Here is a 24,395-nt window from a genome sequence, read left to right on the forward strand (position 1 = left end):
GGTTCTGTTCGTACGGTGCCGGCTCAACCGGCGGTCAGGTTGTCCGCGACCTCGCGGGCGAGGTTGGTCAGGATCTCGTCGGCCAGTCCGTGGTCGGGGCCGGAGAGGTCCAGCCGGACCCGGGCCCCGCCGGCGTCGCCCGGCTCGACGTCGATGTCGGCGGACCAGCCGGCGGAGTCGCAGGTCCAGCGGGCCCGCATCTCCTCGGCGTCGACGTCCGCCAGCCGCTGGCTGCCGGTGCGGCGCAGCGGTTCCGGCAGCCAGGCCGCCGCCCGGTCGGGGTCGGTGGCGGTGTTGAACACCACCTCGGGCGGCGCCGACATGCCGCGTTCGGCGTGGGTGGCCATCAGGCGTCCCGCAGCCGGCTCGGGTCGACCTCGCGCCCGGGGTGCCGGGCGAGGTATTCCGTCTCCAGTTCGGCGGTGCGCCGCAGGTGGTTGGCGAGCGCCGAGTCGGCCGCGTACCGCAGGGTGTCCAGCCGGGTGCGGTGCAGGCTGTGCATCTCCCGGATCAGGTCCTCGTCGGCCAGCTCCGCCGGGTCCACCCCGAGCAGCTCGGGCTCGGGGTCGGCGGTGGCCCGCGAGTCGAGGTGGTCTCCGTCCCACTCGGGCAGCCGCTGTTCCGGGCTGGCGTCGCCGGCGCGGCGTACTGATTCGGTCATCGTCGCCCCCTGTTCTCGTCCGGGTTGGCGTCTGTACGGATGCCCACGGCGGGTGACACCAAACCCGGCGCACTACGACACGGTGTCGGAGACGCCCCGGCCGCCCGGTACCCTCGATGCCATGAAGCGGCTCTGGACACCGGCGTGGATCGCCCGCCACGTGGCCATGGTCGTGCTGGTGGTGGGCTTTCTCGGACTCGGCTGGTGGCAGGTCACCCGGGCCGCCGCGGGCAACACGCTGAGTTATGGATACGCGATCGAGTGGCCGGTCTTCGCCGGCTTCGTGGTCTTCGTCTGGTGGCGTGAGGTGCGGCACACCCTTCGCAGGGACTCGCCCGCGCCGCCGACCACCCCGGCGCCGCCGCCGGCCGCCGGCTCCGCGCCCACCCCCACCCCGGGGGTACGCCGGCCCGTGCGGGTCACCCGCCGGCCGGCGGCTGCCGGCGCCGACGACGGCGACCTCGCCGACTACAACCGTTACCTGTCATGGTTGAACGCCAACCCGGGCGCGCGGCCCGGCGACTATCCCGGCTGAGGCCGGCTTCGGAAGGACGGACGACGGTGGGCGGAGCCCTTACCCGGTACCGGGTGATCGCCTGGATCGTGGGCGTGGCGCTGGTGGTGCTGGTCCTGATCGGCATGCCGCTGAAATACCTGTTCCACGACCCGACGGTGGTCGCCGTGGTCGGCACCGCCCACGGGTGGCTGTACATGCTCTACCTGGCGGCGACGTTCGACCTGTCCCGCCGGGTGCACTGGCCGCTGAAGCGGATGCTGCTGGTGATGCTGGCCGGCACGGTGCCGTTCGTGTCCTTCTACGCCGAGCGCCGGGTGAGCCGGTGGCTCGCCCACGAGCGGCGTCCGCGCACCCCGGAGCCGGTGGCCGGCTGAGGCGTCAGCGGTCCGGCCGCCACGGGGCGGCGGCGCCGAGCGGGTCCTCCCAGTCGGCGTACCGGATGCCGTCCCGGGCGCGGCCCAGCGCCTCGGTCACCTCGTCGAGCTGCCCCGGGTCGTCGGTGCTGAACAGCAGCACCTCGGCGCCCCGGTGCCAGCCCCACAGCTCGTACGGCGGCGGCCGCCACCGGTCGCCGGCGAGCCCGAGCAGCACCGGCAGCGCGGCGAACGCGCCCAGCCCGAGGTACGCCCCGGCGGTGAGCCGTTCCAGTCCCCCGGTGAAGCCGAGCAGCACCCCGGCGGCGCCGATCAGGGCGGCGGTGGCGGCGACCACCCGGACCGCGAACCGGTCGTGCGGGCCCCGGTCGGTGCGCAGGTGGGTCAGCTCGGCGACCGGGAAGCTCTGCCGGCCGACGCTGAACCGTTCGCCGGTGACCACGATCCCCGGGCGCGCATAGATCAGCCGGCTCGGGCCCGGCGTACCGGGGCCCCGTTGGGCGCGGTGACTGGTCTGCACGGCGGACCTCCCCCCACGGTGCGGTACCCCGGCCGGAGGTCACCGTCGGCCACCAGCGCGGTGTCCCCCCGACGGCGTTCCGGCCCGGTGGCTCCATTCTCGGACCGGCCGGCAACCGTCGGCGGCTCGATTACCGGTGCGATGTCCGCCGCAGGCCGGACGGCCCGCCGGATATCACCGGCGGATTTCACCTTTTATCCGCCTTCAGCTCCCTGATCGGTGCGACATCCGCCGACAACGACGAATCCGGCCGATCCCTACGAGCCGGGCACGCCGGCCACCCGCGCCCCGCAGGCACCGCCACTGAGCGTGTTTCACGTTCGTCACACCGGGGTCGTTATGCAACTTTCGCCCCTGCTTCCCCTGCACCTCACTCCTGTCCCGAGTTACGGTGAGCGAGCCGGACCGGTCCACAGCCCCCATCCGGGAGGCCCCGGTCGGTGCCGCCGGGGCGTCAGCAGCTCTCCGGCGGCGGTTGGGAGAGGAGCCTTCCGCTCTTGTCGTCCCTACGGATCCTGCTGCGCACCATCGCGGTCGCCGGCCTCTCGGCCGCGCTGATCGCACCGGCGTCGGCCGTCCGGGCCGAGCCGACCCCCGCGCAACTGACGGCGCGGATCGAGGAATCCTCCACCCGGTTGGAGCGGGTGGTCGAGTCGTACAATGCGCTCTCCGAGCGGATGAAGGCCAACCGGGCCACCGCCGCCGCCATCCAGACCCGGCTCGGGCCGCTGGCGGCGCAGGCCGAGCGCAGCCGCGCGGACGTGGCCGAGCTGGCCGTCAACGCCTACAAGACCGGTGGCCTGCGCAACGCCCAGGCGCTGCTCGAACCGGGTGGCTCCGGCACGCTGGCGGACCGGCTCAGCGTGGTCGACCGGCTGACCCGGCAGCGCCAGGAGCGGATCGCGGGCTACACCGCGAACCAGCGGCGCCTGCTGGCCGAGAAGAAGCAGTTGGAGACCACGCTGGCCCAGCAGGCCACCCAGGCCCGCACGCTGACCGCCACCCGCAAGAAGATCGAGAAGGACCTGGCCGACCTCTACGAGCTGCGCCGCGAGGCGTACGGCCGGGCGACGGAGGCACCCGAGCCGGCCCCGGCGCCGCCACCGGCCAAGTCCGAGCGGACCGTCAAGGCCAGCTCGGCACCCGCCGTCAGCGGCGCCGCCGGCACCGCCGTGCGGTACGCGTACGGCGCGATCGGCAAGCCGTACAAGTGGGGGGCCGACGGTCCCGACGGGTACGACTGCTCCGGCCTCACCCTGGCCGCCTGGCGGGCGGCGGGCCGGTCCCTGCCGCACAACGCCGCGATGCAGTGGCGGCAGGTCAGCCACATCAGCCGCGGCGACCTGCGCCCGGGCGACCTGGTCTTCTACGAGGGCCTCGGGCACGTCGCGCTCTACGTCGGCGACGGCCAGGTGATCGACGCGCCCAGCGCCGGTCGCAACGTACGCAAGCGGTCGATGGACATGATGAGCCCGTACGGCTACGGCCGGGTCGGCTGACGCGCCCGGACACGGCGAACGGCCGGCGCCCCCGGAAGGGGACGCCGGCCGTTCGGTGTCTCGGTCGGAGCGCCGGGCGGTCAGGCCGCCTGGAGCCCCTCGGCCCGGGCCAGCTCGCGGAGCCGGCCGAGGGCCTGGATCTCCAGCTGGCGGATCCGCTCGCGGGAGAGCGAGAAGCGCGACGCGACCTCGGTCAGCGAGTGCTCCCGCCCGTCCTCCAGGCCGTAGCGGGCCCGCATGATGCCGGCGGACCGGTCGTCGAGGTGGTTGAGCAGACCCTCGATCCGCTGCCGCTCCAGCCCGGTGAGGACGATCTCCTCCGGCGACGGGGCGTCGCTGTCGGCCACCAGGTCACCCAGGTTGGTGTCGCCGTCGTCGCCGACCGGGGTGTCCAGCGACACCGTGTCCTGCGACCAGCGGACCAGCTCGTTGACCCGCTCGACGGTCACCCCGAGCGCCGCCGCGATCTGCTCCGGCTCCGGGTCGCTGCCCAGCTCACGGGTGAGCTGGCGGGCCACGTTACGCATCCGGTTGACGTCCTCGACCAGGTGCACCGGCAGCCGCACGGTGCGCTCCTGCTGGGCGATCGCCCGGCTGATCGCCTGACGGATCCACCAGGTGGCGTAGGTGGAGAACTTGTAGCCCCGCTCGTAGTCGAACTTCTCGACCGCCCGGACCAGGCCGGTGTTGCCCTCCTGGATGAGGTCGAGCATGGGCATGCCCGAGCGCACGTAGCGTCGGGCGATGGACACCACCAGTCGCAGGTTGGCCCGGATGAAGAGGTCCTTCGCCCGCTCCCCCTCGACGACCAGCCGCTCCAGGTCCTCCCGGTCGACGCCGGCCGGTACGCGGTCCGCGCCGAGCAGGTGCTCGGCGTAGAGGCCGGCCTCGATCGCCTTGGAGAGATCGACCTCCCTGGCGGCGTCCAGCAGCGGCGTCCGGGAGATCTCGTGCAGGTAGACGCCGACCAGGTCCCGCTCCTCGGCGACCTCGTCGGTACGCATGCCGATGTTCTTGTCCACGATTGCCACGGTCCCCTCGCTCGCGCCGGTTGCCCGGTTCCTTGCCATCCCCACGTCCGTCAGCTCCCTCCCGCGTCGTCCGCAGTGCCCCCCGGTGCTGACCTGACACCTACACAACAGATGGGACGTGTCGGGGATTCCTTGTGCTGAGTCGAAAGTGTCACGAATGCCTGAGTACTAGCTGGGAGCACGGTCCACGTTTGCTGTCAGCGCTATTGCCTCGCGCCCCGCCCGACCTGGGACGGAAGGGCGGATCGGACGCTCGTCACTGCTCACATACGCGCCGGTGGGCCGGCTGGTTCATCCATGGGGAGATGATTACCCCCACGCTTGTCGAACAATCCGGGGCGTGCGCCAAGTCCCATCGACGAGGTGTTCCGCGTCTCACCGGCAACGTGTTCCGCGTCTCACCCGGAACGGGCGGCGCGTGAGCGGCCCCGGATCAGGAGGCGAGCAGGTCGAGGGCGCCGCGTACCTGGTCGGCGGAGCGGGCCAACGCGGCCCGCGCGGCCGGGATCTCGGCCCCGGAGACCAGCGAGACCAGCGCCGTCTTCAGGTCGCCGTCGGACTCGTTCAGGGCGCGCCGGCAGAGATCCTCCGGGCAGCCGGTCGCCTCCACCAGGATCGAGATCATCCGGCCCCGGAGCTTGGCGTTGGTGGCCACCATGTCGATCATCAGATTCGAGTAGACCCGGCCGAGCCGGACCATCACCGCGGTGGAGAACATGTTCAGCACCAGCTTCTGCGCGGTGCCCGCCTTCATCCGGGTCGACCCGGTGACCACCTCCGGCCCGGTGTCCACGCCGATGAACACGTCGACCGAGGATGCGGCCGGCGCGTCCGGATTGGCGCAGATCAGGGCGGTCGAGGCGCCCTGGGACCGGGCGGCGGCAAGGGCGCCCAGCACGTACGGGGTGCGCCCGCTGGCGGCGAGACCCACCACGACGTCGCCCGGGCGGACGCACCCGGCGACCTCCGCCGCGCCGCCCTGGGCGTCGTCCTCGGCGTCCTCCACCGCCCGCCACATCGCGTCCGGACCGCCCGCGAGATGGGCGCAGAACCAGTGCCGGGGCGAGTTGAACGTCGGCACGAGTTCGGCCGCGTCCAGCACCCCGAGCCGGCCGGACGTGCCGGCGCCGAAGTAGTGCACCCGTCGCCCGTCGCGCAGCGCCGCCGCCGCCAGGTCCACCAGCACCGCGATCTCGTCGAGCACCGCGGCGACCGCGGCGGGCACCAACCGGTCCGCGTTGTTGATCACGGCGAGGACGTCCCGGGTCGACATCAGGTCGAGGTCGGCGCTGAGCGGGTTACGGCGTTCGGTCGGCGCGCCCACCCGGACCACCGGGCGAACCGGCAGCGGGGCGGCGATCTCGTCCGGCCCGACCCGGCCGGCGGTCACCCGCGCCTCCGCCCGGAGCCCACCCGGTGGGTCTGGACCGCCGCGGCGGTCGCCTCGAGCGCCTTGCGGGCCCGCGCCCGGTTCCGGGCGGCCACCCCGACGAAGAGACAGTCCACGACGGTCAGCTGGGCCAGCCGGCTGGCCATCGCCCCGGAGCGGTAGGTGGTCTCCCGGGCCGCCGTGGTGAGCACGAAGTCGGCCACCTCGGTGATCGGCGAGCGGGGGAAGTTGGTAAGCGCCACGGTGGTGGCCCCCCGGGCCCGGGCCTGCTCCAGCACCTCGATCACGTCGCTGGTGGTGCCGGTGTGCGAGATGCCGACCGCGACGTCACCCCGGCCGAGCAGGGCGGCGGAGGTCAGCGCGGTGTGCACGTCCGGGAAGTAGAACGCGGTGCGGCCGATCCGGTGCAGCTTCTGCTGGAAGTCCGAGGCGACGAAGCCGCTGGCGCCGGCGCCGTACACGTCGATCCGGCCGGCGCCGACGATCGCCTCGACCACCTGCTCGCAGACGGCGGGATCGAGTTGCTCGGCGGTTTCCTCGACCGCCCGCGCGTCGTTGAACGCGATGGTGGCGATGATCTGGGCCAGGTCCGCGCCGGGCGGGATGTCGCCGCCGACCACCCGGGCGTCCGGCGGCTCGACCCGGCGGGCCGCCTCGGCCGCCAGGCGGATCCGCAGCTGCGGGTAGCCGTCCATGCCGACCGACCGGCAGAACCGGATGACGGTGGCCTCCGAGGTCTCGGCGGCGGTGGCGAGGTCGGTGATCGTACGCCGCGCGGCGTCGGCCGGATCCGCGACGACCAGGCGGGCCACCCGCTGCTCCGCCGGGGACAGTGACGGGAGCAGGCCGCTGATGTGGACGATCAGTCCACCGGGCTCGTGACTCGCGGAAATCTTCGGACTCTTCGCCACGGATGAAACTTACTTTCACGAGCGGCGACCGTCAACCACGACTGCGCTTTTCCGACAAAAGTACGCCTAGCCGTGGCGGACCCACGCAGAGCATCCCACCGGCGGGTGACCGCCACCTCCCCCGGTCCGGTCGACCGCGCCTCCCGCCCGGCTGCCGTTCACCGGCCGGCCAGCCGCCCCGTACCGGCCCGCCCGCCGCCGGACCGCGCTGGCCCGCGCGCCCCAGACCTCGCTGGCCCGCGCGCCCCCGGACCTCGTGCCCCCGGCCGGCGCGCCGCCGGACGTCGCCGGCACCGGCCGCCGCCCACCCGCCCTCTCATCGGTCGACCGGGCTCCCGCCGGCCCGTCGGTCGAGCGGGGCTCCCCTGTTAAGCGGGGGCCCCTGCTATACCGGAGGCGTTAACAGGGGGCCCTTCCTTACCGGTGGGCCGAGGAGGGAGTGGGCGATGGCCGAGCGCAGCGTGCTGGTGACCGGCGGGACGGGCGGGCTGGGCGGGGCGGTGACCACGGCGTTCCTGGCGGCGGGCTGGCGGGTGGTCGTACCGTCGCGGGGTGACCGGCCCGCGGCGGCCGGCGGACCGGTCCGGGTGACCGCGGACCTCACCGATCCCGCCGGCGCGGCGCACGCGGTCGAGGTGGCCGCCGCCGACCCGGCCGCCCCGCTGCGGGCGGTGGTGAACCTGGTCGGCGGGTACGCCAGCGGCGGCCTGGTGCACGAGACCCCGATCGAGGAGTTCGACCGGCTGCTCGCGGTCAACCTGCGCCCCACGTACCTGGTGACCCGGGCCGCCCTGCCGCGCCTGATGGCGGCCGGGGGTGGCTCGGTGGTCTGCGTCTCGGCGCGGGCGGCCCTGACGCCGTTTGCCGGTGCCGCCGGTTACGTCACCGCCAAGGCGGCGGTGCTGGCGTTCGCCAACGCGGTGGCCGTCGAGTACCGGTCGGCCGGGGTGCGCTGCAACACGGTGCTGCCCAGCGTGATCGACACCCCGGCCAACCGGGCCGCGCAACCGGCGGCCGATCACGGGCGCTGGGTGCCTCCGGCGGAGATCGCCTCGGTGGTCCGGTTCCTCGCCTCCGACGACTCCGCGCCGACCAGCGGCGCGGCCGTGCCGGTCTACGGCCGGGCCTGAGCCGGCGCGGCGGCGCCGGGCGGCGGCAGCACGACGGGGAGGGCCGGGACACCCGGCCCGGCGTCCCCCGCGGGCTGTCCAGTCGGGGTGCTCTCCGGCAGCCAGGCGGCCAGGTGGGCCCGGATCCGCCGGGTCACCTCCTCGGCCGGGCCGCCGGCGTCGACCACCACGAACGACGGATACTCCGGCAGCGTCCGGTACGCGGTGGCCGCGGCGGTCAGGTAGTCCATCGCCTCGTGGTCGGTGCCGCGTCGCTCGATCCGCCGGTACGCCTCGGCCGGGTCGACCGCCAGCAGGAAGGTGACCTGCGGCGGCGGGAAGATCCGGTAGCCGGCCCGGGCCAGGCGTTCCCACCGCTGGCCGCCGTGCGCCCGCATGCTGACGTACTGGCAGGCGGCGTAGCGGTCCATCACCGCCGTCCGGCCGGTGACCAGGCAGCTCAGCAGCGCCGCCGCGATCGCCAGCCAGCGCAGCACCGACTCGACGGCGAGCAACCCGCCGCGCCCGACCAGGCGCTGGGCGTCCGGCCGGCCGAGCCGCCGGGCCACCCGGCCCAGCCAGTACCGCCCGCCGGCGTTGCGATGGTAGGTGGCCGGCCGCCCGTCGGCGGTGAGCGCGTCGGCGAGCCGGTGCGCCTGGGTGGTCTTGCCCGAGCCGTCAATCCCGATCAGGGCGATGCTGCGCAATCGGGGCCGGCGTCGCCGGCCCCGCACGGTTGCTGACACCTTCCCCAGATTATCGGAACCCCGCACCTCGGCGGCCGGTTTGTGCCGTTGCGCGAAGTCCGCCACGCGGCCAGGTGTGGACGACCCGAATGCCGGGTACGCAAACCCGATCCGACCGCCTGTCCCACCACCACGACCGACGGGAGACCCAGATGGCCGAGCGCGGGGACGAGAGCCTGCTGCACACGCTCAAACGAGTCGCCGCCGTGCTCAAGCAGTCCGACATCCCGTTCGCGCTCGGCGGCAGCTTCGCGGTGTACGCCCACGGCGGCCATTCCAGCGAGCACGACGTGGACTTCCTGATCCGCGAGGAGGACGTGGAACGGGCCCTGGCGGAGCTGGTCGCGGCCGGCTTCACCGCCGAGCGCCCACCCGAGGACTGGTTGGTCAAGGTCTACGACGAGGGCCGGATGGTGGACCTCATCCACCGGCCGATCGAGACCCCGGTGACCGAGGAGACCTTCACCGACACCATCGTCCGGCCGGTCGACGCGATCCACATGCCGGTGCTCTCGGCCACCCAGTTGATGGTGCACAAGCTGCTCAGCTTCTCCCAGCACTACTGCGACTTCGCCCGGGCCCTTCCGCTGGCCCGTTCGCTGCGGGAACAGATCGACTGGGAGCGGGTACGGAAGGAGACGCAGCACTCGCCGTACGCCGAGGCGTTCCTGGTGCTGCTCGACCGACTGGACGTGGTGCCGGGCTCCGGCCCGCCCGGAGGAAGGGAGACGGTGTGACCGAGCGGCAGAACGGCGGCGCCGAGCCGGCGGACGAGTACGTCGAGGCGGAGATCCACCGGATGCTGGCGGAGGATCCGGCCGTCGCCGAGCAGGGCATCACCGTGGTCCGCCGGGAACGCGGCCTGGTCCTGTACGGCGAGGTGGAGAGCCCGCACCGGCGGGAGGAGATCCTGCGCCGGGTGGCCGAGCGGTTCCCCGACGTGCCGATCACCAGCGACATCGGGGTGATCCGTACGCAGGCGCCCACCCAGGTCGAGGAACTGCCGTGAGGAGGTCACCACGATGATCCGCATCGCCGCCGTCGGGGACGTGCACGTGGACCAGGACGTGGTCGGGCGGTTCCGGCCGGCCCTGGAGGAGCTGCCGGACTGCGCCGACGTGCTGCTGCTCGCCGGCGACCTGACCCGGCACGGCACCGAGTCCGAGGCGCGCTGCGTGGCCCAGGAGTTCGGCGACCTCGGGGTGCCGGTGATCACCGTGCTGGGCAACCACGACCACCAGTGCGACCAGGTGCCGCAGGTGGTGAAGGTGCTCCAGGACGCCGGCATCACCGTCCTGGAGGGGGACGGGATCGTGCTGGAGTGCCCCGGTGGCCGGCTCGGGGTGGCCGGGGCGAAGGGCTTCGGCGGCGGGTTCGCCGGCCGCTGCGCCAGCGACTTCGGCGAGCCGGAGATGAAGGCGTTCGTGCGGACCACCAACGAGAGCGCCGAGACGCTCGGCAAGGCGCTGCGTGGGCTCGACTGCGATCTGCTGGTCGCGCTCACCCACTACTCCCCGGTGCCCGACACGCTGGCCGGGGAGCCGCTGGAGATCTACCCGTTCCTCGGCAGCTATCAGTTGGGGCAGGCGATCGACTCGGCGCCGACGGCGCTGGCCCTGCACGGGCACGCGCACCACGGCACCGAGCGGGGCACCACGCCGGGCGGCGTACGGGTGCGCAACGTGGCGCACCCCGTGATCAAGCAGGCCTACAGCATCTTCCACCTGGGAGATCAACTGGACTGAAAACCAGGTTTCCCGGTCCGACCCCCCGGGTATTCAGCCGCCATGGAGCTGATTCTCTGGATTCTCGCAGTTGTACTGGTCGTGGCCGGCATCCTGGCGCTGTTCCGTCGGCAGATCCTCTGGGGCATCGTCCTCATCGTCGTCGGTCTGCTGGTCGGCCCCGGCGGGGTCAGCATCTTCACCTGATCCCCCCACCTCCCTACCACCCTCGACCCGCCGGGGTCGTCGGGCCCGGAGCCTCGTCCTCCCAGACAGGAGCTTCCGGACCCGACGACCCCGGCGCCGTTCGCGCTCCGGTGACGGGTTTGCCCGTCACCGGAGCGGAAACATCTCGACCATGGAGATGTCGGAACGCACGCGCGGGCGCCCGACCGGGGCGCGGACGTGGTGGGCGCTGCTCGGGTTCGGCGCGGCGGTGTTCGTCGCCGCGGCCGTGGGCGGGCTGGGCGTCCGCGGCACCTCGGCCGAGTACGCGGCCCTGCGGCAGCCGTCCTGGGCCCCGCCGGACTGGCTGTTCGGCCCGGTCTGGACCGTGCTCTACGTCCTGATCGCCATCGCCGGCTGGCTGGTCTGGCGGCGGGTCGGCTTCGGGCCCGCGCTCTGGGCCTGGGTGGTCCAGCTGGTGCTCAACGCCGTCTGGACCCCGCTCTTCTTCGGCGCCGGCCAGTACGGCCTGGCGTTCGCCGAGGTCGTGCTGCTGTGGCTGGCGATCGGGCTGACGGTGGCGCTGTTCCGGCGGGTGTCCCGGCCGGCCACCCTGCTGATGCTGCCCTACTGGGCCTGGGTCACCTTCGCGGCGGCGCTGAACTTCGCCGTCTGGCGCCTCAACGGCTGACCGGCGCCGGGCCACCCCCGCCGAGTCGGGGATGGCCCGGCCGGATCAGCAGCGCGGCACGGTGGGGATGTAGCCGTCGTACCCGGTGTAGACGTAGGCGTCGGCGATGTAGCGCCCGGCGCCGATCCGGTCCCAGATGTTGCTGGTGCCGTACGTGCCGGTGACGGTGGTCCCGGCGGTCTGGCACTGGATGGTCACCTTGGCGCCGTCGGCGACCGAGTCGACCGCGGCGTAGCCGGTGCCCGGCCCGGACCGGACGGTCAGGTTGGCGCCGGCGGTGTTCACCGTGCCGGTGGCGGTGCCGGCGCAGTTGTTGTCGCTGGTGTAGGTCTTGGTGCCCCAGTAGAGCCCGAGCGCCCCGTTGAACCGCACCTGGATGTCGTTGCCGTTGAGCCGCTGCTCGTAGTGCAGGTGCGGGCCGGTCGAGCCGCCGGTGCTGCCGACCCAGCCGATCACCTTGCCGTAGCCGACGCTCTGGCCGACGGCGACGTTGAAGCCGTTGAGGTGCGCGTAGTAGGTGGTGTAGCCGCCACCGTGGTCGATCCGGACGTACTTGCCGTAGCTGGTGCCGCCGAGGTCGGTGACCCGGTCGACGGTGCCGGGCGCGCTGGCCACCACCGGGTCGCCGAGGTCGTCGGTCCGGTTGAAGTCGACCGCGTACGCCGGGCTGTGGTCGCTGCGGGTCTGCCCGGACCAGGACTGCCCGCACGGGAACGGCACCTTGAAGGTCGGCGCGGCCAGCGCCGGCCCCGCCGGCACCAGCAACGACCCGGCGCCGAGCAGGGCCGCCCCGAGCAGGCTCCACCAACGTGCACGCATCCGACACCTCCGATGTCGAGAACCTTCAATACGTACGACACAGCGTGACAGAAACCTGCATCGATGGAAAGCATTCCGCTGGACACCGTGCGTGGGAGCGCATCCACGAGCGGTGAGCGGGTTACTGGATTGTTACCGGGCCGTGTCCGGCTGGGGGTGGACCGCACCACATGCAAGCGCTTACATGTGAGGACCACCCATCGGACCGGCGCTCGGGTCCCTCCGACCTGCGACCGCGCCGGCAAGGAAGGAGAACGGCATGGCGTTTGCCAGATCACGCCAGGCTCTCGCGATCGCCGGCGTGCTCGGACTGGCGCTCGGCGCCACCGCCTGCGGCACGGGCAACGACAAGGGAAGCGACAACACGGGCTCCGCCGAGTGCTCGCAATACGAGAAGTACAAGGGCAACGACGGCAAGAAGGTCACCATCTACTCGTCCATCCGGGAGATCGAGGCCGACCGCCTCGACCAGTCCTGGAAGCAGTTCGAGGACTGCACCGGCATCGACATCGACCACGAGGGTTCGGCCGAGTTCGAGGCCCAGCTCCCGGTCCGGGTCGACGGCGGCAACGCCCCCGACATCGCCTTCATCCCGCAGCCGGGCCTGCTCAAGCGGTTCGCCGACGGCGGCAAGCTGAAGGAGGCCGGCGCCGACACCAAGGCCATGGCCGAGCAGAACTACTCCCCCGACTGGCTGAAGTACAGCACCGTCGACGGCAAGTTCTACGGCGCCCCGCTGGGCTCCAACGTCAAGTCGTTCGTCTGGTACTCGCCGAAGATGTTCCAGGAGAAGGGCTGGAAGGTCCCCGAGAGCTGGGACGACCTGATCAAGCTCAGCGACGAGATCGCCGGCTCCGGCACCAAGCCGTGGTGCGCCGGCATCGAGTCCGGTGACGCCACCGGCTGGCCGGCCACCGACTGGATCGAGGACGTGCTGCTGCGCACGGCCGGCCCCGAGGTCTACGACCAGTGGACCACCCACGGCATCCCGTTCAACGACCCGAAGGTCGCCGAGGCGGTCGACCGGGCCGGCAGCATCCTCAAGAACGAGAAGTACGTCAACGGCGGCTTCGGCGGCGTGAAGAGCATCGCCACCACCTCCTTCCAGGAGGCCGGCACGCCGATCACCACCGGCAAGTGCGCCCTGCACCGCCAGGCGTCCTTCTACGCCAACCAGTGGCCCGAGGGCACCAAGGTGGCCGAGGACGGCGACGTCTTCGCGTTCTACTTCCCGGCCATCGACCCGGCCCAGGGCAAGCCGGTGCTCGGCGGCGGCGAGTTCGTCGCGGCCTTCGCCGACCGCCCCGAGGTCCAGGCGGTGCAGACCTACCTGGCCTCCGGCGAGTACGCCAACAGCCGCGCCAAGATCGGCGACTGGGTGTCGGCGAACAAGAAGCTCGACCTGAACAACGTTCCCAACCCGGTGGACAAGCTCTCCGTGGGCATCCTCCAGGACCCGAAGACCCAGTTCCGGTTCGACGGCTCGGACCTGATGCCGGCCGCGGTCGGCGCGGGCACCTTCTGGAAGGGCATGGTCGACTGGATCAACGGCAAGGACACCGCCACCGTGCTCCAGGGCATCGAGAGCAGCTGGCCGAAGTGATCTGACGGCGTGGCCCGGTCCGCTCCGGCGGGCCGGGCCACCCGCGGTCTCGGACCCAAGGAGGGTCGATGGAGTTCGACTGGGCTGGGGAGACGCCGAAGTTCCTCATGCTGATGTACGGGCTGATCGCCTTCGTCGCGGTGGTGGGCGGTCTGCTCCTGCTCCTCGACGTGGTGCCGGCCTGGTTCGCCCGCCGCCGGGAGGCCCAGCTGGTCGCCGCCTCGGCGAGCGGCGCCCCGCTGCCCCGCCGGCGCAAGCCGCGGGAGGGGCTGTTCGCCCTGTTCTTCCTGCTGCCGACACTGCTGTTCCTCACGATCGGGCTGGTCGTGCCGGCCATCCGCACCACGCTGCTGTCGTTCATGAACCGCGACGGCAGCGGCTGGGTGGGCCTGGAGAACTACGGGTGGATGTTCTCCGAGGGCTCGATCATCCGGGTGCTCACCAACACCCTCACCTGGGTGATCCTGGTTCCCCTGGTGGCCACCGCGTTCGGCCTGATCTACGCGGTGCTGGTGGACAAGGCCCGGTTCGAGGCGGTGGCCAAGTCCCTGATCTTCCTGCCGATGGCGATCTCGTTCGTCGGTGCCGCCATCATCTGGAAGTTCGTCTACGCCTACCGCGGTGAGGGCGACCAGATCGGCCTGCTCAACCAGATCGTGGTCAGCCTGGGCGGGGAGCCGAAGCAGTGGCTGCTGGAATCGCCGCTGAACACCTTCCTGCTCATCGTGATCATGATCTGGATCCAGGCCGGCTTCGCCATGGTGGTGCTCTCCGCCGCCATCAAGGCCATCCCGGCGGACATCATCGAGGCGGCCCGGCTCGACGGGACCACCCCGTGGCAGATGTTCTGGCAGATCACCATGCCGAGCATCCGTCCGGCGCTGATCGTGGTGGTGGTGACGATCTCGATCGCCACCCTCAAGGTCTTCGACATCGTCCGGACCGCCACCAACGGCAACTACGACACCAGTGTGATCGCCAACGAGATGTACAACCAGGCGTTCCGGTACCAGGAGACCGGGCGGGGCTCCGCCCTGGCCGTCTTCCTGTTCGTCCTGGTCCTACCGCTGGTGATCTACCAGATCCGCAACCTGCGTCAGCAGCGGGAGGGCTGAGATGACCACCGCCACGCCCACCGTCGGAGTCGGCGCACAACCCCCCGAGAAGCTCACCCGGGCCGGCCGGGTCCGCAAGCGCCTGAACAGCCGCACCGCCACCGTGGTGTCGATCGTGCTGGCGCTGCTCTGGACGGTGCCGACCTTCGGCCTGTTCGTCTCCTCGTTCCGGCCCGCGGACCAGATCAAGACCACCGGCTGGTGGACCTTCTTCGGCGACCCGCAGTTCACCCTGGAGAACTACCAGCAGGTGCTCTTCAGCGGATCCTCGTCGGGACGGCTGGCCAGCTACTTCATCAACTCGCTGGCCATCACCATCCCGTCGGTGCTCTTCCCACTGGCCTTCGCCTCGCTCGCCGCGTACGCGCTGGCCTGGATCAAATTCCGGGGCCGGGACTGGGTCTACATCGGCATCTTCGCGTTGCAGATCGTGCCGCTGCAGATGGCGCTGGTGCCGCTGCTGCGGTTCTTCTCCACCGGGGTCACCGTCGGCGGGGTTCAGATCCTTCCCGCCTGGGACCTGGTCGACGAACAGAAGTTCGCCCAGGTGTGGTTCGCGCACACCTGTTTCGCGCTGCCGTTCGCCGTGTACCTGCTGCACAACTTCGTGTCGCAGCTACCCGGCGACCTGATGGAGGCGGCCCGGGTCGACGGGGCCACCCACCCGAAGATCTTCCGCACCATCGTGCTGCCGCTGATCACCCCGGCCCTGGCCGCGATCGGCATCTTCCAGTTCCTCTGGGTCTGGAACGACCTGCTGGTGGCGCTGATCTTCGCCGGGGGCACCAGCGACACCGCCCCGCTGACCGTCCGGCTCGCCGAGCTGGCCGGCACCCGGGGCAACGAGTGGCAACGGTTGACGGCGGGCGCCTTCGTCTCGATCGTCGTACCGCTGATCGTGTTCCTGTCCCTGCAGCGCTACTTCGTCCGCGGCCTGCTCGCCGGCAGCGTCAAGGGCTGAACCACGCACCGCCGTCGCCCGGGCAACCGGGCGGCGGCGGGGGTGGACGGGGAAACAGGATGCCGTGACGAGGATTGACGACGTCGCGCGGTTGGCCGGGGTGTCGACGGCCACGGTCTCGCGGGCCCTGCGCGGGCTGCCGACGGTCTCGGCCGCGACGCGCCGCCGGGTGCTCGCCGCCGCCGAGCAACTCCAGTACGCCGTCTCGCCCAGCGCGTCGCGCCTGGCGGGCGGCCGGACCGGCACCGTGGCGGTCATCGTCCCGCGGATCACCCGGTGGTTCTTCAGCACCGTCGTCGAGGCGGTCGAGGAGTTCCTCCACCAGTCCGGTTACGACCTGCTGCTGCACAACCTCGGCGGGCGGGAGCAGACCCGGCAGCGGGTGCTGCGTACCGCCAACCTGCACAAGCGGGTCGACGCGATGATGCTGGTGGCCACCCCGCTGCGGCCGGCCGACCGGGCCGCGCTGGCCGCCCTCGACCTGCCCGGGGTGACGGTCAGCTCCGGCACCGACGTACCCGGCTGGCCGTGCGTCCGGATAGACGACGTCGCCGCCGCCCGCGCCGCCACCCGGCACCTGCTCGACCTGGGGCACCGACGGATCGCGCACATCTCCGGCGACCCGGACGACGAACTGGCCTTCACCGCCCACCTGGACCGGCGTCGCGGCTACCGGGCGGAGCTGCGGGCGGCGGGTCTGCCGGCCGACCCCAGCCTCGACGTGGAGTCGACGTTCAGCATCGACGGCGGCCACCGCGCCGCCGCGGAACTGCTGGCCCGGGGCGAGCCACCCACCGCCATCTTCGCCGCCTGCGACGAGATGGCGATGGGAGCGCTGACCGCGCTGCGCGACGCCGGACTGCGGGTGCCGCAGGACGTCAGCGTGATCGGCATCGACGACCACGACCTGTCCGGCGTGCTCGGGCTGAGCACCGTCGCGCAGCCCGCCGCCGAGCAGGGTTTGCTCGCCGCCCGGCTGCTGCTCGACCCGCTGGGCGGCCGGGACCTCGCGGCGTACGCCGCGGCCCCCCGCCCCCGCGGCGACGCGGACCCGGCGCGGCCCGCGGCGGCGGCCCCGGTGATCCTGCCCACCCGCCTGGTCGTCCGGGAATCCACCGCCCCACCCCGGGCAGACTGAACAGGTTCGCCCGCCCGCCCGGCGGGCAGACTGAAGCAACCATCCGGCGCCGCGCAACCCGGCTCGACACACGGGAGACCGCCCTGAACACCACACCGACGACGACCCAGGACACGACCGGCGGCCCGGCCACCGGCTGGTGGACCGAAGCCGTCATCTACCAGATCTATCCGCGCTCGTTCGCCGACTCCGACGGCGACGGCTTCGGCGACCTGCCCGGCATCACCGCCCGCCTCGGCCACCTCGCCGAGCTGGGGGTCGACGCGGTGTGGCTGTCCCCGTTCTACCCGTCGCCGCAGGCGGACGCCGGCTACGACGTGGCCGACTACCGGGACGTCGACCCGCTGTTCGGCACGCTGGAGGACGCGGACAAGCTGATCGCCGAGGCGCGGGCCAAGGGGCTCAAGGTCATCGTCGACCTGGTGCCGAACCACACCTCCTCGGCGCACCGGTGGTTCACCGCGGCGCTGGCCGCCGGCCCCGGCAGCCCGGAGCGGGCCCGGTACGTCTTCCGCGACGGTCTCGGCCCGGACGGCGCGCAGCCGCCGAACGACTGGCAGAGCGTCTTCGGCGGGCCCGCCTGGACCCGGGTCACCGACCCGGACGGCCGGCCCGGCCAGTGGTACCTGCACCTGTTCGACACCGCCCAGCCGGACCTGAACTGGGACCACCCCGAGGTGCGGGCCGAGTTCCTGGACGTCCTCCGGTTCTGGCTGGATCGCGGCGTGGACGGGTTCCGGGTGGACGTCGCGCACGGCCTGATCAAGCAGGCCGACCTGGCCGACTGGCAGGAGCCGCAGGAGATCCTCTCCGGCGCGGAGGTGGAGAAGCCCCGCCCGCCGATGTGGGACCAGGACGGCGTGCACGAGATCTACCGGGAGTGGCGCCGGCTGCTCGACTCCTACGGCGGGGAGCGGATCCTGGTCGCCGAGGCCTGGGTCGAGCCCGCCGAACGGCTGGCCCGGTACGTGCGCCCGGACGAGATGCACCAGGCGTTCAACTTCGAGTACCTGCTGGCCGCCTGGAGCGCGCCCGCCCAGTACGCGGTGATCACCCGCTCACTGGAGGCGACCGACGCGGTCGGCGCGCCCACCACCTGGGTGCTCTCCAACCACGACGTGGTGCGGCACGCCTCCCGGCTCGGCCTCGCCACCACCCTGACCGGCGGCCGGCCGAACGGCATCGGCGCCGGCGACCCCCAGCCGGACGCCCCGACCGGTCTGCGCCGGGCCCGGGCGGCCACCCTGCTGATGCTCGCCCTGCCCGGCTCCGCCTACCTGTACCAGGGTGAGGAACTGGGCCTGCCGGAGCACACCACGATGCCCGACGAGGCCCGCCAGGACCCGACCTGGGTGCGCAGCGGGCACACCGTACGCGGGCGGGACGGCTGCCGGGTGCCCATCCCGTGGGAGGCCGACGCGCCGTCGTACGGCTTCGGGCCGACCGACGCCAGCTGGCTGCCGCAGCCGCCGAGCTGGGCCGAGTACGCGCTGGACCGGCAGCGCGGGGTGCCCGGTTCGACGTACGAGCTGTACCGCACCGCGCTGCGGCTGCGCCGGGAGCACGGGCTCGGCCGGGGCACGCTGCGCTGGCTCTCCTCCGGCGACGAGGTGCTGACCTTCGCCAACGACGGGATCACCGTGCTTACCAACTTCGGGCCGGCGCCGGTGCCGGTGCCCGAGGGCGAGCTGCTGGCGTCCAGCGCGCCGCTCGACCCCGCCGGCGGGGTGCCCACCGACGTGACGGTCTGGGTCCGCGCCTGAGGTGTAAGGAGGGGCCCCCTGTTAACACCTTGAGTGTTAACAGGGGGCCCCTCCTATACAGAATGCGTTAACAGGGGGCCCCTCCTTACCCGCGGTCGGCGCGGGTGTGGAGCAGGTCGTGCACGTCGTCGATGTCGCGGGGCGAGGTCCGGGCCGCCAGCCAGTACATGATCCCGGTGGGCAGGAAGAAGAGCTGGAACGCGGCCAGCCCCACCGCGTAGTTCAGTGGCGGCGGGAACGCCGCCCGCAGCCCGTGGAAGGCCACCCCGACCAGCCCGTTGCCGGCCGCCCGGCCGACCCCGTTCACCAGGTTGCCCAGGCTGTACACCGTGCCGCGGTGCTCGGGCGGGTTGACGTCGGCGATCAGCGCGAACCAGTTCGGCGAGTTGGCCGACGTCAGCGCCAGGGCGAGGACGGCGGTGAGCAGGCTCAGCCCGACCGTGGGTTCGCTCACCACGCTGGCCAGCACCGCCCGGACCACCGCGCCGGAGCCCGCCCCGTCCGGCACGTCGATGCGAATCGGCACGAAGAAGAGCACCAGGTAGAAGGGCACGGCCGCGAGGATGCCCACGGCCGCGACCAGGGCCCGCCCGCTCGGCGTACGCCGTTGCAGCGCGTCGCCGACCAGGCCGCCCACGATCGACAGCACCCCGCCGAGCTGAAACAGGGTGGCGAAGACGCTGCCCACCACCACCGCGGTCGCCGGCGAGTAGCCCTGCGCCCGGGCCCGCTCGGCGAAGAGCACCGGCAGCCAGACCAGCGATCCGAAGGCCGCCTGCGCGGTCAGGCCCTGCAGGATCAGCCAGCGGTTGGTCCGCCGGGCCAGGATCCGGGGCAGGTCGGCGCGGCTGATCCGGTAGTCGTACTCGCCGCCGGCGTCGAGCACCGCGGCCAGTTCCGGTTCGCTCTGCCCACGCTGGATGTCGTAGGTGAACAGGTACGCCGCCGTGGCCGCCAGTCCCACCACGGTCAGCAGCAGGAACGGCCGCCGCCAGTCGACGGCGCCGAGCAGGCCGCCGGTCAGCGTGCCGGCGAGGGTGCCGACGCCCTGGGAGAGCCCCCAGAAGCTCATCACCAGCCCGCGCCGGCGCGGCGAGATCAGGTCGGTGACCACGGAGAAGCCCACCGAGCCGACCGCGCCGAGGCCGACCGCCGCCACCAGTTGGGCCGCCAGGAACGTCGGATAGTCCCCGGCGTACGCGCTGCCGCCGGTGCCGGCCGCCCAGATCAGCGTGCCCACCATCAGCAGCGGCTTGCGGTTGCTCCGGTCCCCCACGTACGCCCAGCCCACCGCGGCGACCGCGCTGACCAGGAAGCTCACCGCGGTGACCAGCCCGAGCAGCCGCTGCGGCACGTTGAACGCGGCGGAGATCGGCTCGTAGAGCGGGGGCACCAGGCCGATCGCCACGTTGTCCAGCGAGGCGAGCACCACGAACACCACCACGCTGTAGAACCGGTGCACGGTGCCGCCGCCCCACCAGCCACCCCGCCGCCGCAGGCCCGCGTTCGCCCCGCTCACCCCGCCACCGCCACGATCACCGCACCAGCATGCCCGGTGGGTCGACCCAGGGGAACCGGTGACCTGCCGATCTGCTCGGCCGGCGGTTCCCCCGGGTCGACCGGGGCGGGGTGGTCAGCTCAGCCGGGACAGGGTGTGGTCGCGGGCCTGGGCGTACCGGTCACGGATGGCCGGCACCGGGTCGGCCGCGTACTCCTCGGCGCCGGTGAGCGGCCACGACGGCGGGGCCGCGCCGCCCTGGACGACCCACGCGGCCTGGCGGGCCGCGCCGTCGGCGACGTACTCCCCGGGCGGTGGCACCACCACCGGGCAGCCGAAGACCTGCGGGGCGATCCGCCGGACCGCTTCCGAGCGGGCGCCCCCGCCGACCAGCAGCACCCGGTCGACCCGGGCGCCCTGCCCGCGCAGCGCGTCCAGCCCGTCGGCGAGCGCGCAGAGCATCCCCTCCACCGCCGCCCGGGCCAGGTGGGCCGGCGTCCCGGTGCGCAGGGTCAGCCCGTGCACCGAGCCGGTGGCGTCCGGCCGGTTGGGGGTCCGCTCCCCCTCCAGGTACGGCACCATCACCAGGCCGTCCGCGCCGGGCGGGGCGGCCACCGCCAGCTCGGCCAGCGTGGCCAGGTCGACGCCGAGCAGCGCGGCGGCCGTGTCCAGCACCCGGGCCGCGTTGAGCGTGCAGACCAGCGGCAGGAACCGGCCGGTGGCGTCGGCGAAGCCGGCCACGATGCCGGACGGGTCGCCGGCCGGGGCGTCGGCGATCGCGGACACGCAGCCGGAGGTGCCGATCGAGACGACCACGTCGCCCGGGCCGGCCCCCACCCCGAGCGCGGCGGCGGCGTTGTCCCCGGTGCCGGGCCCGAGCAGGGCGGCCGCCGCCCCGCCGCCCGACCCGGCGAGCACGCTCGGGTCGAGCTGACCGGCCACCTCGGCCGGGCCGAGCACCACCGGCACCTCGACCCGCCGGCCGAGGGCCTGTTCCAGCAGGTCCAGGCGGTACTCCCCGGTCCGGGGGGACCAGTAGCCGGTGCCGCTGGCGTCACCCCGGTCGGTGCGCAGCCCGGCCAGCCCGGGCGCGCCGGCCAGCCGCCAGGTCAGCCAGTCGTGCGGCAGGCAGACGGCGGCGACCCTTGCGGCGTTGTCCGGCTCGTGTCGGGCCAGCCAGCGCAGCTTGGTGGCGGTGAAGCTGGCCACCGGCACGCTGCCGGTGGCCTCGGCCCAGAACCGGGCGCCCGCCGCACCCTCGCCCGCCTCGGCGATCAGGTCCCGGGCCGCGTCGGCGGAGCGGGTGTCGTTCCACAGCAGCGCCGGGCGGACCACCTCGCCCGCCTCGTCCAGGCAGACCATGCCGTGCTGCTGGCCGGCGACGGAGACGGCGGCCACGTCGGCCAGCCCGCCGGCCTCCGCCACCGCCGTGCGCAGCGCGTCCCACCAGGCCGCCGGGTCGACCTCGGTGCCGTCCGGGTGCGGCGCGCGGCCCTGCCGGACCAGCGCCCCGGTCTCGGCGTCCCGGACGACGACCTTGCAGGACTGGGTGGACGAGTCGACCCCCGCGACGAGCGGCATGCCGGGCCGCCTCAGCGCGCGCCGAGCAGGTGCTCGACGGCGAGCTGGTTGAGCCGGACGAAGCCGTAGCCCTGGGCGCCGGCCGCCTCCGGGTCGTACTCCTCGAACGCGGACCGGTCGGCGAGCAGCTCGGCGTAGCCCTCACCGGCGCCCAGCGTCGGGGTGGCCAGGTCGGCGACCTTGCTGGCGGCGAGCGCCTCGGCCACCTCCGGGTCGGCCCGGAACGCCGCCGCCCGCTCCTTGAGCAGCAGGTAGGTGCGCATGTTCGCCTCCGCCGAGGCCCACACCCCGGCGATGTCCTCGGTGCGCGAGGGCTTGTAGTCGAAGTGCCGCGGCCCGTCGTACGCGGGGGCGCCGTCCGGTCCGCCGTTCTCCAGCAGGTCGACCAGGGCGAACGCGTTCATCAGGTCGCCGTGGCCGAAGACCAGGTCCTGGTCGTACTTGATGCCGCGCTGGCCGTTGAGGTCGAGGTGGAACAGCTTGCCCTGCCAGAGCGCCTGGGCGATGCCGTGCGCGTAGTTCAGCCCGGCCATCTGCTCGTGGCCGACCTCCGGGTTGAGCCCGACCATCTCGGAGTGGGCCAGGGTGGAGATGAAGGCCAGCGCGTGCCCGACGGTGGGCAGCAGGATGTCGCCACGCGGCTCGTTCGGCTTGGGCTCCAGGGCGAAGCGCAGGTCGTAGCCGCGGTCGAGGACGTACTGGCAGAGCAGGTCGACGGCCTCCCGGTAGCGGTCCAGCGCCGCCCGGACGTCCTTGGCCACGTCGTACTCGGCGCCCTCCCGGCCGCCCCACATCACGAAGGTGCGGGCGCCCAGCTCGGCGGCGAGGTCCACGTTGCGCAGCACCTTGCGCAGCGCGTACCGGCGCACGTCGCGGTCGTTGCTGGTGAAGCCGCCGTCCTTGAACACCGGGTGGGTGAAGAGGTTGGTGGTGACCATCGGCACGACCAGGCCGGTCTCGTCGAGGGCCTTGCGGAACCGGGCGATCTGGGCGTCGCGGGTGGCGGCGTCCGCGCCGAAGGGGATCAGGTCGTCGTCGTGGAAGGTGATCCCGTACGCGCCGAGCTCGGCGAGGCGGTGCACGGCCTCGACCGCGTCCAGCTCCGGGCGGGTGGCGTCGCCGAACGGGTCACGCGCGGGCCAGCCCACGGTCCAGAGACCGAAGGAGAACTTGTCGGCGGGGGTGGGACGGGGTGCCATGGGAACCTCCGGGGTGGTGGGCGGGGCCGCAATTTGTTCAGTGGTTGAATTAAATGACCGGCGTGTGGCAGTGTCAAGGGGTGACGACCACCAGTGCCGTCGGGGCGGTTCGCCAGGGCAGCCTGCGCGAGCTGAACCTCGCCGTGGTCCTCGGCCGGATCGCCGCCGCCGCCCGGCCGCCCTCCCGGGCCGACCTGGCCACCGACACCGGGCTCACCCGGGCCACCGTCTCCGCCGTCGTCGACGACCTGATCGGTGGCCGGCTGGTGTGCGAGTCGGCGCCGGCGCCCCGCAGCGGGGCCGGGCGACCGGCCCGGGGGCTGGTGCTGGCCGACCACGGCCCGGCCGGGCTCGGCCTGGAGATCAACGTCGACTACCTGGCCGCCTGCGTGGTCGACCTCGCCGGCACGGTGCGCCACCACGTCGTACACCGGGCCGACCTGCGGCCGGTCTCCCCCGCCGACGCGGTGGCCCGGCTCGCCGCCCTCGCCGCCGACGCCCACGCGGCGGCCGACCGGGAGGGCCTGGTCCTCGCCGGCGCCACCCTCGCGGTGCCCGGCCTGGTCGACGCGCACGGCCTGGTCCGGCTCGCGCCGAACCTGGGCTGGCGGGACGTGGACGTGCCCGGCCTGCTCGCCGACCGGCTGCGGATCGATCCGGTGCCGGGAGTGCCACCGCTGGTGGTCGACAACGAGGCCAACCTGGCCGCCCTGGGCGAGTTGCACGCCGGTCCGCCCGGGGCGCCCAGCTTCCTGCACATCTCCGGTGAGGTCGGCATCGGCGCCGGCATCGTGCTGAACGGCTCGCTCTTCCGGGGCGCGCGGGGCTGGAGCGGCGAGATCGGTCACGTGCCGGTCCGCCCCGACGGCCGGCCCTGCCGCTGCGGCGGCCGGGGCTGCCTGGAGCGGTACGCCGGCCAGGAGGCCATCCTCACCGCCGCCGGGCTGACCGGGACGGACCTGCCGGCGGACACCGCGACCACCACGCTCGCCGGCCTGGCCGCCGACGGCGACCAGGCCGCCCTGACCGCGCTGCACGACGCCGGAACGGCGCTCGGGGTGGCGGTTTCCGCCGTGGTGAACCTTCTCGACCTGGACACGGTCGTGCTCGGTGGTGGTTACGCCACCCTGGCGCCCTGGTTGTGCCCGGCGATCCTCACCGAACTGTCCCGCCGGGTGCTCACCGCGCGGTGGGCGGAGGTCACCGTCCGTCCGGCCGCGCTCGGTCCCCGCTCGGCCGCCGTCGGCGGGGCCGGCTCGGTGGTCCGCGCCGTCATCGCCCGGCCGGTCGGCTGGCTGGCCCGCTCCGGCTGACCGCTGGCTGGGCGCTTCCGGATACCCATCGGTATCCTTGCCGGTAGGCAACGGTCCGGACCGAGGA

The 24,395-nt window shown here is 73.1% G+C and carries 25 protein-coding genes and 1 pseudogene; 15 read left to right on the forward strand and 11 right to left on the reverse strand.

The window, feature by feature from the left end; genetic code table 11:
- Positions 1-23 precede the first annotated feature (23 nt).
- The gene (locus K7640_RS15885; protein WP_222955605.1) at positions 24-347 is read right to left on the reverse strand and encodes a hypothetical protein; all 324 of its coding nucleotides are present in this window, start codon (positions 345-347) and stop codon (positions 24-26) included.
- Positions 347-661, reverse strand: coding sequence for a DUF6158 family protein (locus K7640_RS15890; protein ID WP_222955606.1), 315 nt, complete (start codon positions 659-661; stop codon positions 347-349). The genes K7640_RS15885 and K7640_RS15890 overlap by 1 nt, the downstream gene beginning before the upstream one ends.
- Positions 662-782: 121 nt before the next feature.
- Here K7640_RS15890 and K7640_RS15895 point away from each other — a divergent pair, with 121 nt between their 5' ends.
- A complete protein-coding gene (locus K7640_RS15895; protein WP_222955607.1) occupies positions 783-1,196 on the forward strand; it encodes a hypothetical protein in 414 nt (137 codons plus the stop codon).
- Between the two features lie 26 nt (positions 1,197-1,222).
- Positions 1,223-1,552, forward strand: coding sequence for a DUF3817 domain-containing protein (locus K7640_RS15900; RefSeq protein ID WP_222955608.1), 330 nt, complete (start codon positions 1,223-1,225; stop codon positions 1,550-1,552).
- A gap of 4 nt (positions 1,553-1,556) precedes the next feature.
- Here the strand turns inward: K7640_RS15900 and K7640_RS15905 are convergent, their stop codons facing one another.
- Positions 1,557-2,072 (reverse strand): DUF6232 family protein, encoded by a 516-nt coding sequence (locus K7640_RS15905; RefSeq protein WP_222955609.1) that lies wholly within the window; start codon positions 2,070-2,072, stop codon positions 1,557-1,559.
- 497 nt (positions 2,073-2,569) lie between these two features.
- Between K7640_RS15905 and K7640_RS15910 the strand changes: the two genes are divergently transcribed.
- A complete protein-coding gene (locus tag K7640_RS15910; RefSeq protein ID WP_222955610.1) occupies positions 2,570-3,571 on the forward strand; it encodes a C40 family peptidase in 1,002 nt (333 codons plus the stop codon).
- Positions 3,572-3,651: 80 nt separating this feature from the next.
- On the opposite strand, the gene K7640_RS15915 is transcribed toward K7640_RS15910, so the two are convergent.
- The 3 genes from K7640_RS15915 to K7640_RS15925 all read right to left on the reverse strand — a co-directional run bounded on the left by K7640_RS15915 (position 3,652) and on the right by K7640_RS15925 (position 6,903).
- Positions 3,652-4,641, reverse strand: a complete 990-nt coding sequence (locus K7640_RS15915; protein WP_222955611.1) for an RNA polymerase sigma factor RpoD/SigA — start codon at positions 4,639-4,641, stop codon at positions 3,652-3,654.
- 394 nt (positions 4,642-5,035) lie between these two features.
- The gene (gene murQ / locus K7640_RS15920; RefSeq protein ID WP_222955612.1) at positions 5,036-5,992 is read right to left on the reverse strand and encodes an N-acetylmuramic acid 6-phosphate etherase; all 957 of its coding nucleotides are present in this window, start codon (positions 5,990-5,992) and stop codon (positions 5,036-5,038) included.
- A complete protein-coding gene (locus K7640_RS15925) occupies positions 5,989-6,903 on the reverse strand; it encodes a MurR/RpiR family transcriptional regulator (protein WP_222955613.1) in 915 nt (304 codons plus the stop codon). The genes murQ and K7640_RS15925 overlap by 4 nt, the downstream gene beginning before the upstream one ends.
- Before the next feature lie 446 nt (positions 6,904-7,349).
- On the opposite strand from K7640_RS15925, the gene K7640_RS15930 reads away from it, so the two are divergent.
- Entirely contained in the window at positions 7,350-8,033 is a 684-nt protein-coding gene (locus K7640_RS15930; RefSeq protein WP_222955614.1) for an SDR family oxidoreductase, read from the forward strand.
- Here the strand turns inward: K7640_RS15930 and K7640_RS15935 are convergent.
- Complete coding sequence (locus K7640_RS15935; protein ID WP_222955615.1) at positions 8,018-8,758, reverse strand: dTMP kinase; 741 nt, start codon at positions 8,756-8,758, stop codon at positions 8,018-8,020. The genes K7640_RS15930 and K7640_RS15935 overlap by 16 nt on opposite strands.
- 89 nt (positions 8,759-8,847) lie before the next feature.
- Here K7640_RS15935 and K7640_RS15940 point away from each other — a divergent pair, with 89 nt between their 5' ends.
- The 5 genes and pseudogenes from K7640_RS15940 to K7640_RS15960 all read left to right on the forward strand — a co-directional run bounded on the left by K7640_RS15940 (position 8,848) and on the right by K7640_RS15960 (position 11,338).
- Positions 8,848-9,495, forward strand: a complete 648-nt coding sequence (locus K7640_RS15940; protein ID WP_255609171.1) for a nucleotidyltransferase — start codon at positions 8,848-8,850, stop codon at positions 9,493-9,495.
- Positions 9,496-9,557: 62 nt separating this feature from the next.
- A complete protein-coding gene (locus K7640_RS15945; RefSeq protein WP_255609217.1) occupies positions 9,558-9,767 on the forward strand; it encodes a hypothetical protein in 210 nt (69 codons plus the stop codon).
- Between the two features lie 13 nt (positions 9,768-9,780).
- Positions 9,781-10,555: pseudogene (locus tag K7640_RS15950) on the forward strand (metallophosphoesterase).
- Complete coding sequence (locus K7640_RS15955) at positions 10,546-10,689, forward strand: GPGG-motif small membrane protein (RefSeq protein WP_222955619.1); 144 nt, start codon at positions 10,546-10,548, stop codon at positions 10,687-10,689. Before K7640_RS15950 ends, K7640_RS15955 begins: the two are co-directional and overlap by 10 nt.
- Positions 10,690-10,840: 151 nt before the next feature.
- Entirely contained in the window at positions 10,841-11,338 is a 498-nt protein-coding gene (locus K7640_RS15960) for a TspO/MBR family protein (protein ID WP_222955620.1), read from the forward strand.
- Between the two features lie 45 nt (positions 11,339-11,383).
- Here the strand turns inward: K7640_RS15960 and K7640_RS15965 are convergent, their stop codons facing one another.
- Entirely contained in the window at positions 11,384-12,157 is a 774-nt protein-coding gene (locus K7640_RS15965) for a M23 family metallopeptidase (RefSeq protein WP_222955621.1), read from the reverse strand.
- A 259-nt stretch (positions 12,158-12,416) separates the two neighbouring features.
- Here K7640_RS15965 and K7640_RS15970 point away from each other — a divergent pair, with 259 nt between their 5' ends.
- The 5 genes from K7640_RS15970 (at position 12,417) to K7640_RS15990 (ending at position 18,737) form a co-directional block, all read left to right on the forward strand.
- Positions 12,417-13,760 (forward strand): ABC transporter substrate-binding protein, encoded by a 1,344-nt coding sequence (locus K7640_RS15970; protein WP_222955622.1) that lies wholly within the window; start codon positions 12,417-12,419, stop codon positions 13,758-13,760.
- 68 nt (positions 13,761-13,828) lie between these two features.
- The gene (locus tag K7640_RS15975; protein ID WP_222955623.1) at positions 13,829-14,875 is read left to right on the forward strand and encodes a carbohydrate ABC transporter permease; all 1,047 of its coding nucleotides are present in this window, start codon (positions 13,829-13,831) and stop codon (positions 14,873-14,875) included.
- A 1-nt stretch (position 14,876) separates the two neighbouring features.
- A complete protein-coding gene (locus tag K7640_RS15980; protein ID WP_222955624.1) occupies positions 14,877-15,836 on the forward strand; it encodes a carbohydrate ABC transporter permease in 960 nt (319 codons plus the stop codon).
- Between the two features lie 64 nt (positions 15,837-15,900).
- Complete coding sequence (locus K7640_RS15985; protein WP_222955625.1) at positions 15,901-16,974, forward strand: LacI family DNA-binding transcriptional regulator; 1,074 nt, start codon at positions 15,901-15,903, stop codon at positions 16,972-16,974.
- Positions 16,975-17,057: 83 nt separating this feature from the next.
- Positions 17,058-18,737, forward strand: a complete 1,680-nt coding sequence (locus tag K7640_RS15990) for a glycoside hydrolase family 13 protein (protein ID WP_222955792.1) — start codon at positions 17,058-17,060, stop codon at positions 18,735-18,737.
- 85 nt (positions 18,738-18,822) lie between these two features.
- Here K7640_RS15990 and K7640_RS15995 read toward each other — a convergent pair whose 3' ends face one another.
- From K7640_RS15995 to xylA, 3 genes are all read right to left on the reverse strand, one after another.
- Positions 18,823-20,256 carry an MFS transporter gene (locus K7640_RS15995; RefSeq protein ID WP_374198092.1) on the reverse strand — a complete coding sequence of 478 codons (1,434 nt, stop codon included), beginning with the start codon at positions 20,254-20,256 and terminating at the stop codon, positions 18,823-18,825.
- 114 nt (positions 20,257-20,370) lie between these two features.
- Positions 20,371-21,816 carry a xylulokinase gene (gene xylB / locus K7640_RS16000; protein WP_222955626.1) on the reverse strand — a complete coding sequence of 482 codons (1,446 nt, stop codon included), beginning with the start codon at positions 21,814-21,816 and terminating at the stop codon, positions 20,371-20,373.
- An 11-nt stretch (positions 21,817-21,827) separates the two neighbouring features.
- Positions 21,828-23,015 carry a xylose isomerase gene (xylA, locus tag K7640_RS16005; protein WP_222955627.1) on the reverse strand — a complete coding sequence of 396 codons (1,188 nt, stop codon included), beginning with the start codon at positions 23,013-23,015 and terminating at the stop codon, positions 21,828-21,830.
- Positions 23,016-23,068: 53 nt separating this feature from the next.
- On the opposite strand from xylA, the gene K7640_RS16010 reads away from it, so the two are divergent.
- Entirely contained in the window at positions 23,069-24,328 is a 1,260-nt protein-coding gene (locus K7640_RS16010; protein ID WP_222955628.1) for an ROK family protein, read from the forward strand.
- The last annotated feature ends 67 nt before the right edge of the window (positions 24,329-24,395 follow it).

Origin of the sequence: Micromonospora sp. PLK6-60 (assembly GCF_019890675.1) — a bacterium.
GTDB lineage: Bacteria > Actinomycetota > Actinomycetes > Mycobacteriales > Micromonosporaceae > Micromonospora.

Coding starts and splice junctions, on each gene's coding strand:
- K7640_RS15895 (WP_222955607.1), top strand. CDS start 783: ATGAAGCGGCTCTGGACACCGGCGTGGATCGCCCGCCACGTGGCCATG.
- K7640_RS15980 (WP_222955624.1), top strand. CDS start 14,877: ATGACCACCGCCACGCCCACCGTCGGAGTCGGCGCACAACCCCCCGAG.
- K7640_RS15955 (WP_222955619.1), top strand. CDS start 10,546: ATGGAGCTGATTCTCTGGATTCTCGCAGTTGTACTGGTCGTGGCCGGC.
- xylB (WP_222955626.1), bottom strand. CDS start 21,816: ATGCCGCTCGTCGCGGGGGTCGACTCGTCCACCCAGTCCTGCAAGGTC.
- K7640_RS15965 (WP_222955621.1), bottom strand. CDS start 12,157: ATGCGTGCACGTTGGTGGAGCCTGCTCGGGGCGGCCCTGCTCGGCGCC.
- K7640_RS15975 (WP_222955623.1), top strand. CDS start 13,829: ATGGAGTTCGACTGGGCTGGGGAGACGCCGAAGTTCCTCATGCTGATG.
- xylA (WP_222955627.1), bottom strand. CDS start 23,015: ATGGCACCCCGTCCCACCCCCGCCGACAAGTTCTCCTTCGGTCTCTGG.
- K7640_RS15945 (WP_255609217.1), top strand. CDS start 9,558: ATGCTGGCGGAGGATCCGGCCGTCGCCGAGCAGGGCATCACCGTGGTC.
- K7640_RS15930 (WP_222955614.1), top strand. CDS start 7,350: ATGGCCGAGCGCAGCGTGCTGGTGACCGGCGGGACGGGCGGGCTGGGC.
- K7640_RS15890 (WP_222955606.1), bottom strand. CDS start 661: ATGACCGAATCAGTACGCCGCGCCGGCGACGCCAGCCCGGAACAGCGG.
- K7640_RS15940 (WP_255609171.1), top strand. CDS start 8,848: ATGCCGGGTACGCAAACCCGATCCGACCGCCTGTCCCACCACCACGAC.
- K7640_RS15960 (WP_222955620.1), top strand. CDS start 10,841: ATGGAGATGTCGGAACGCACGCGCGGGCGCCCGACCGGGGCGCGGACG.
- K7640_RS15970 (WP_222955622.1), top strand. CDS start 12,417: ATGGCGTTTGCCAGATCACGCCAGGCTCTCGCGATCGCCGGCGTGCTC.
- K7640_RS16010 (WP_222955628.1), top strand. CDS start 23,069: ATGACCGGCGTGTGGCAGTGTCAAGGGGTGACGACCACCAGTGCCGTC.
- K7640_RS15915 (WP_222955611.1), bottom strand. CDS start 4,641: ATGGCAAGGAACCGGGCAACCGGCGCGAGCGAGGGGACCGTGGCAATC.
- K7640_RS15885 (WP_222955605.1), bottom strand. CDS start 347: ATGGCCACCCACGCCGAACGCGGCATGTCGGCGCCGCCCGAGGTGGTG.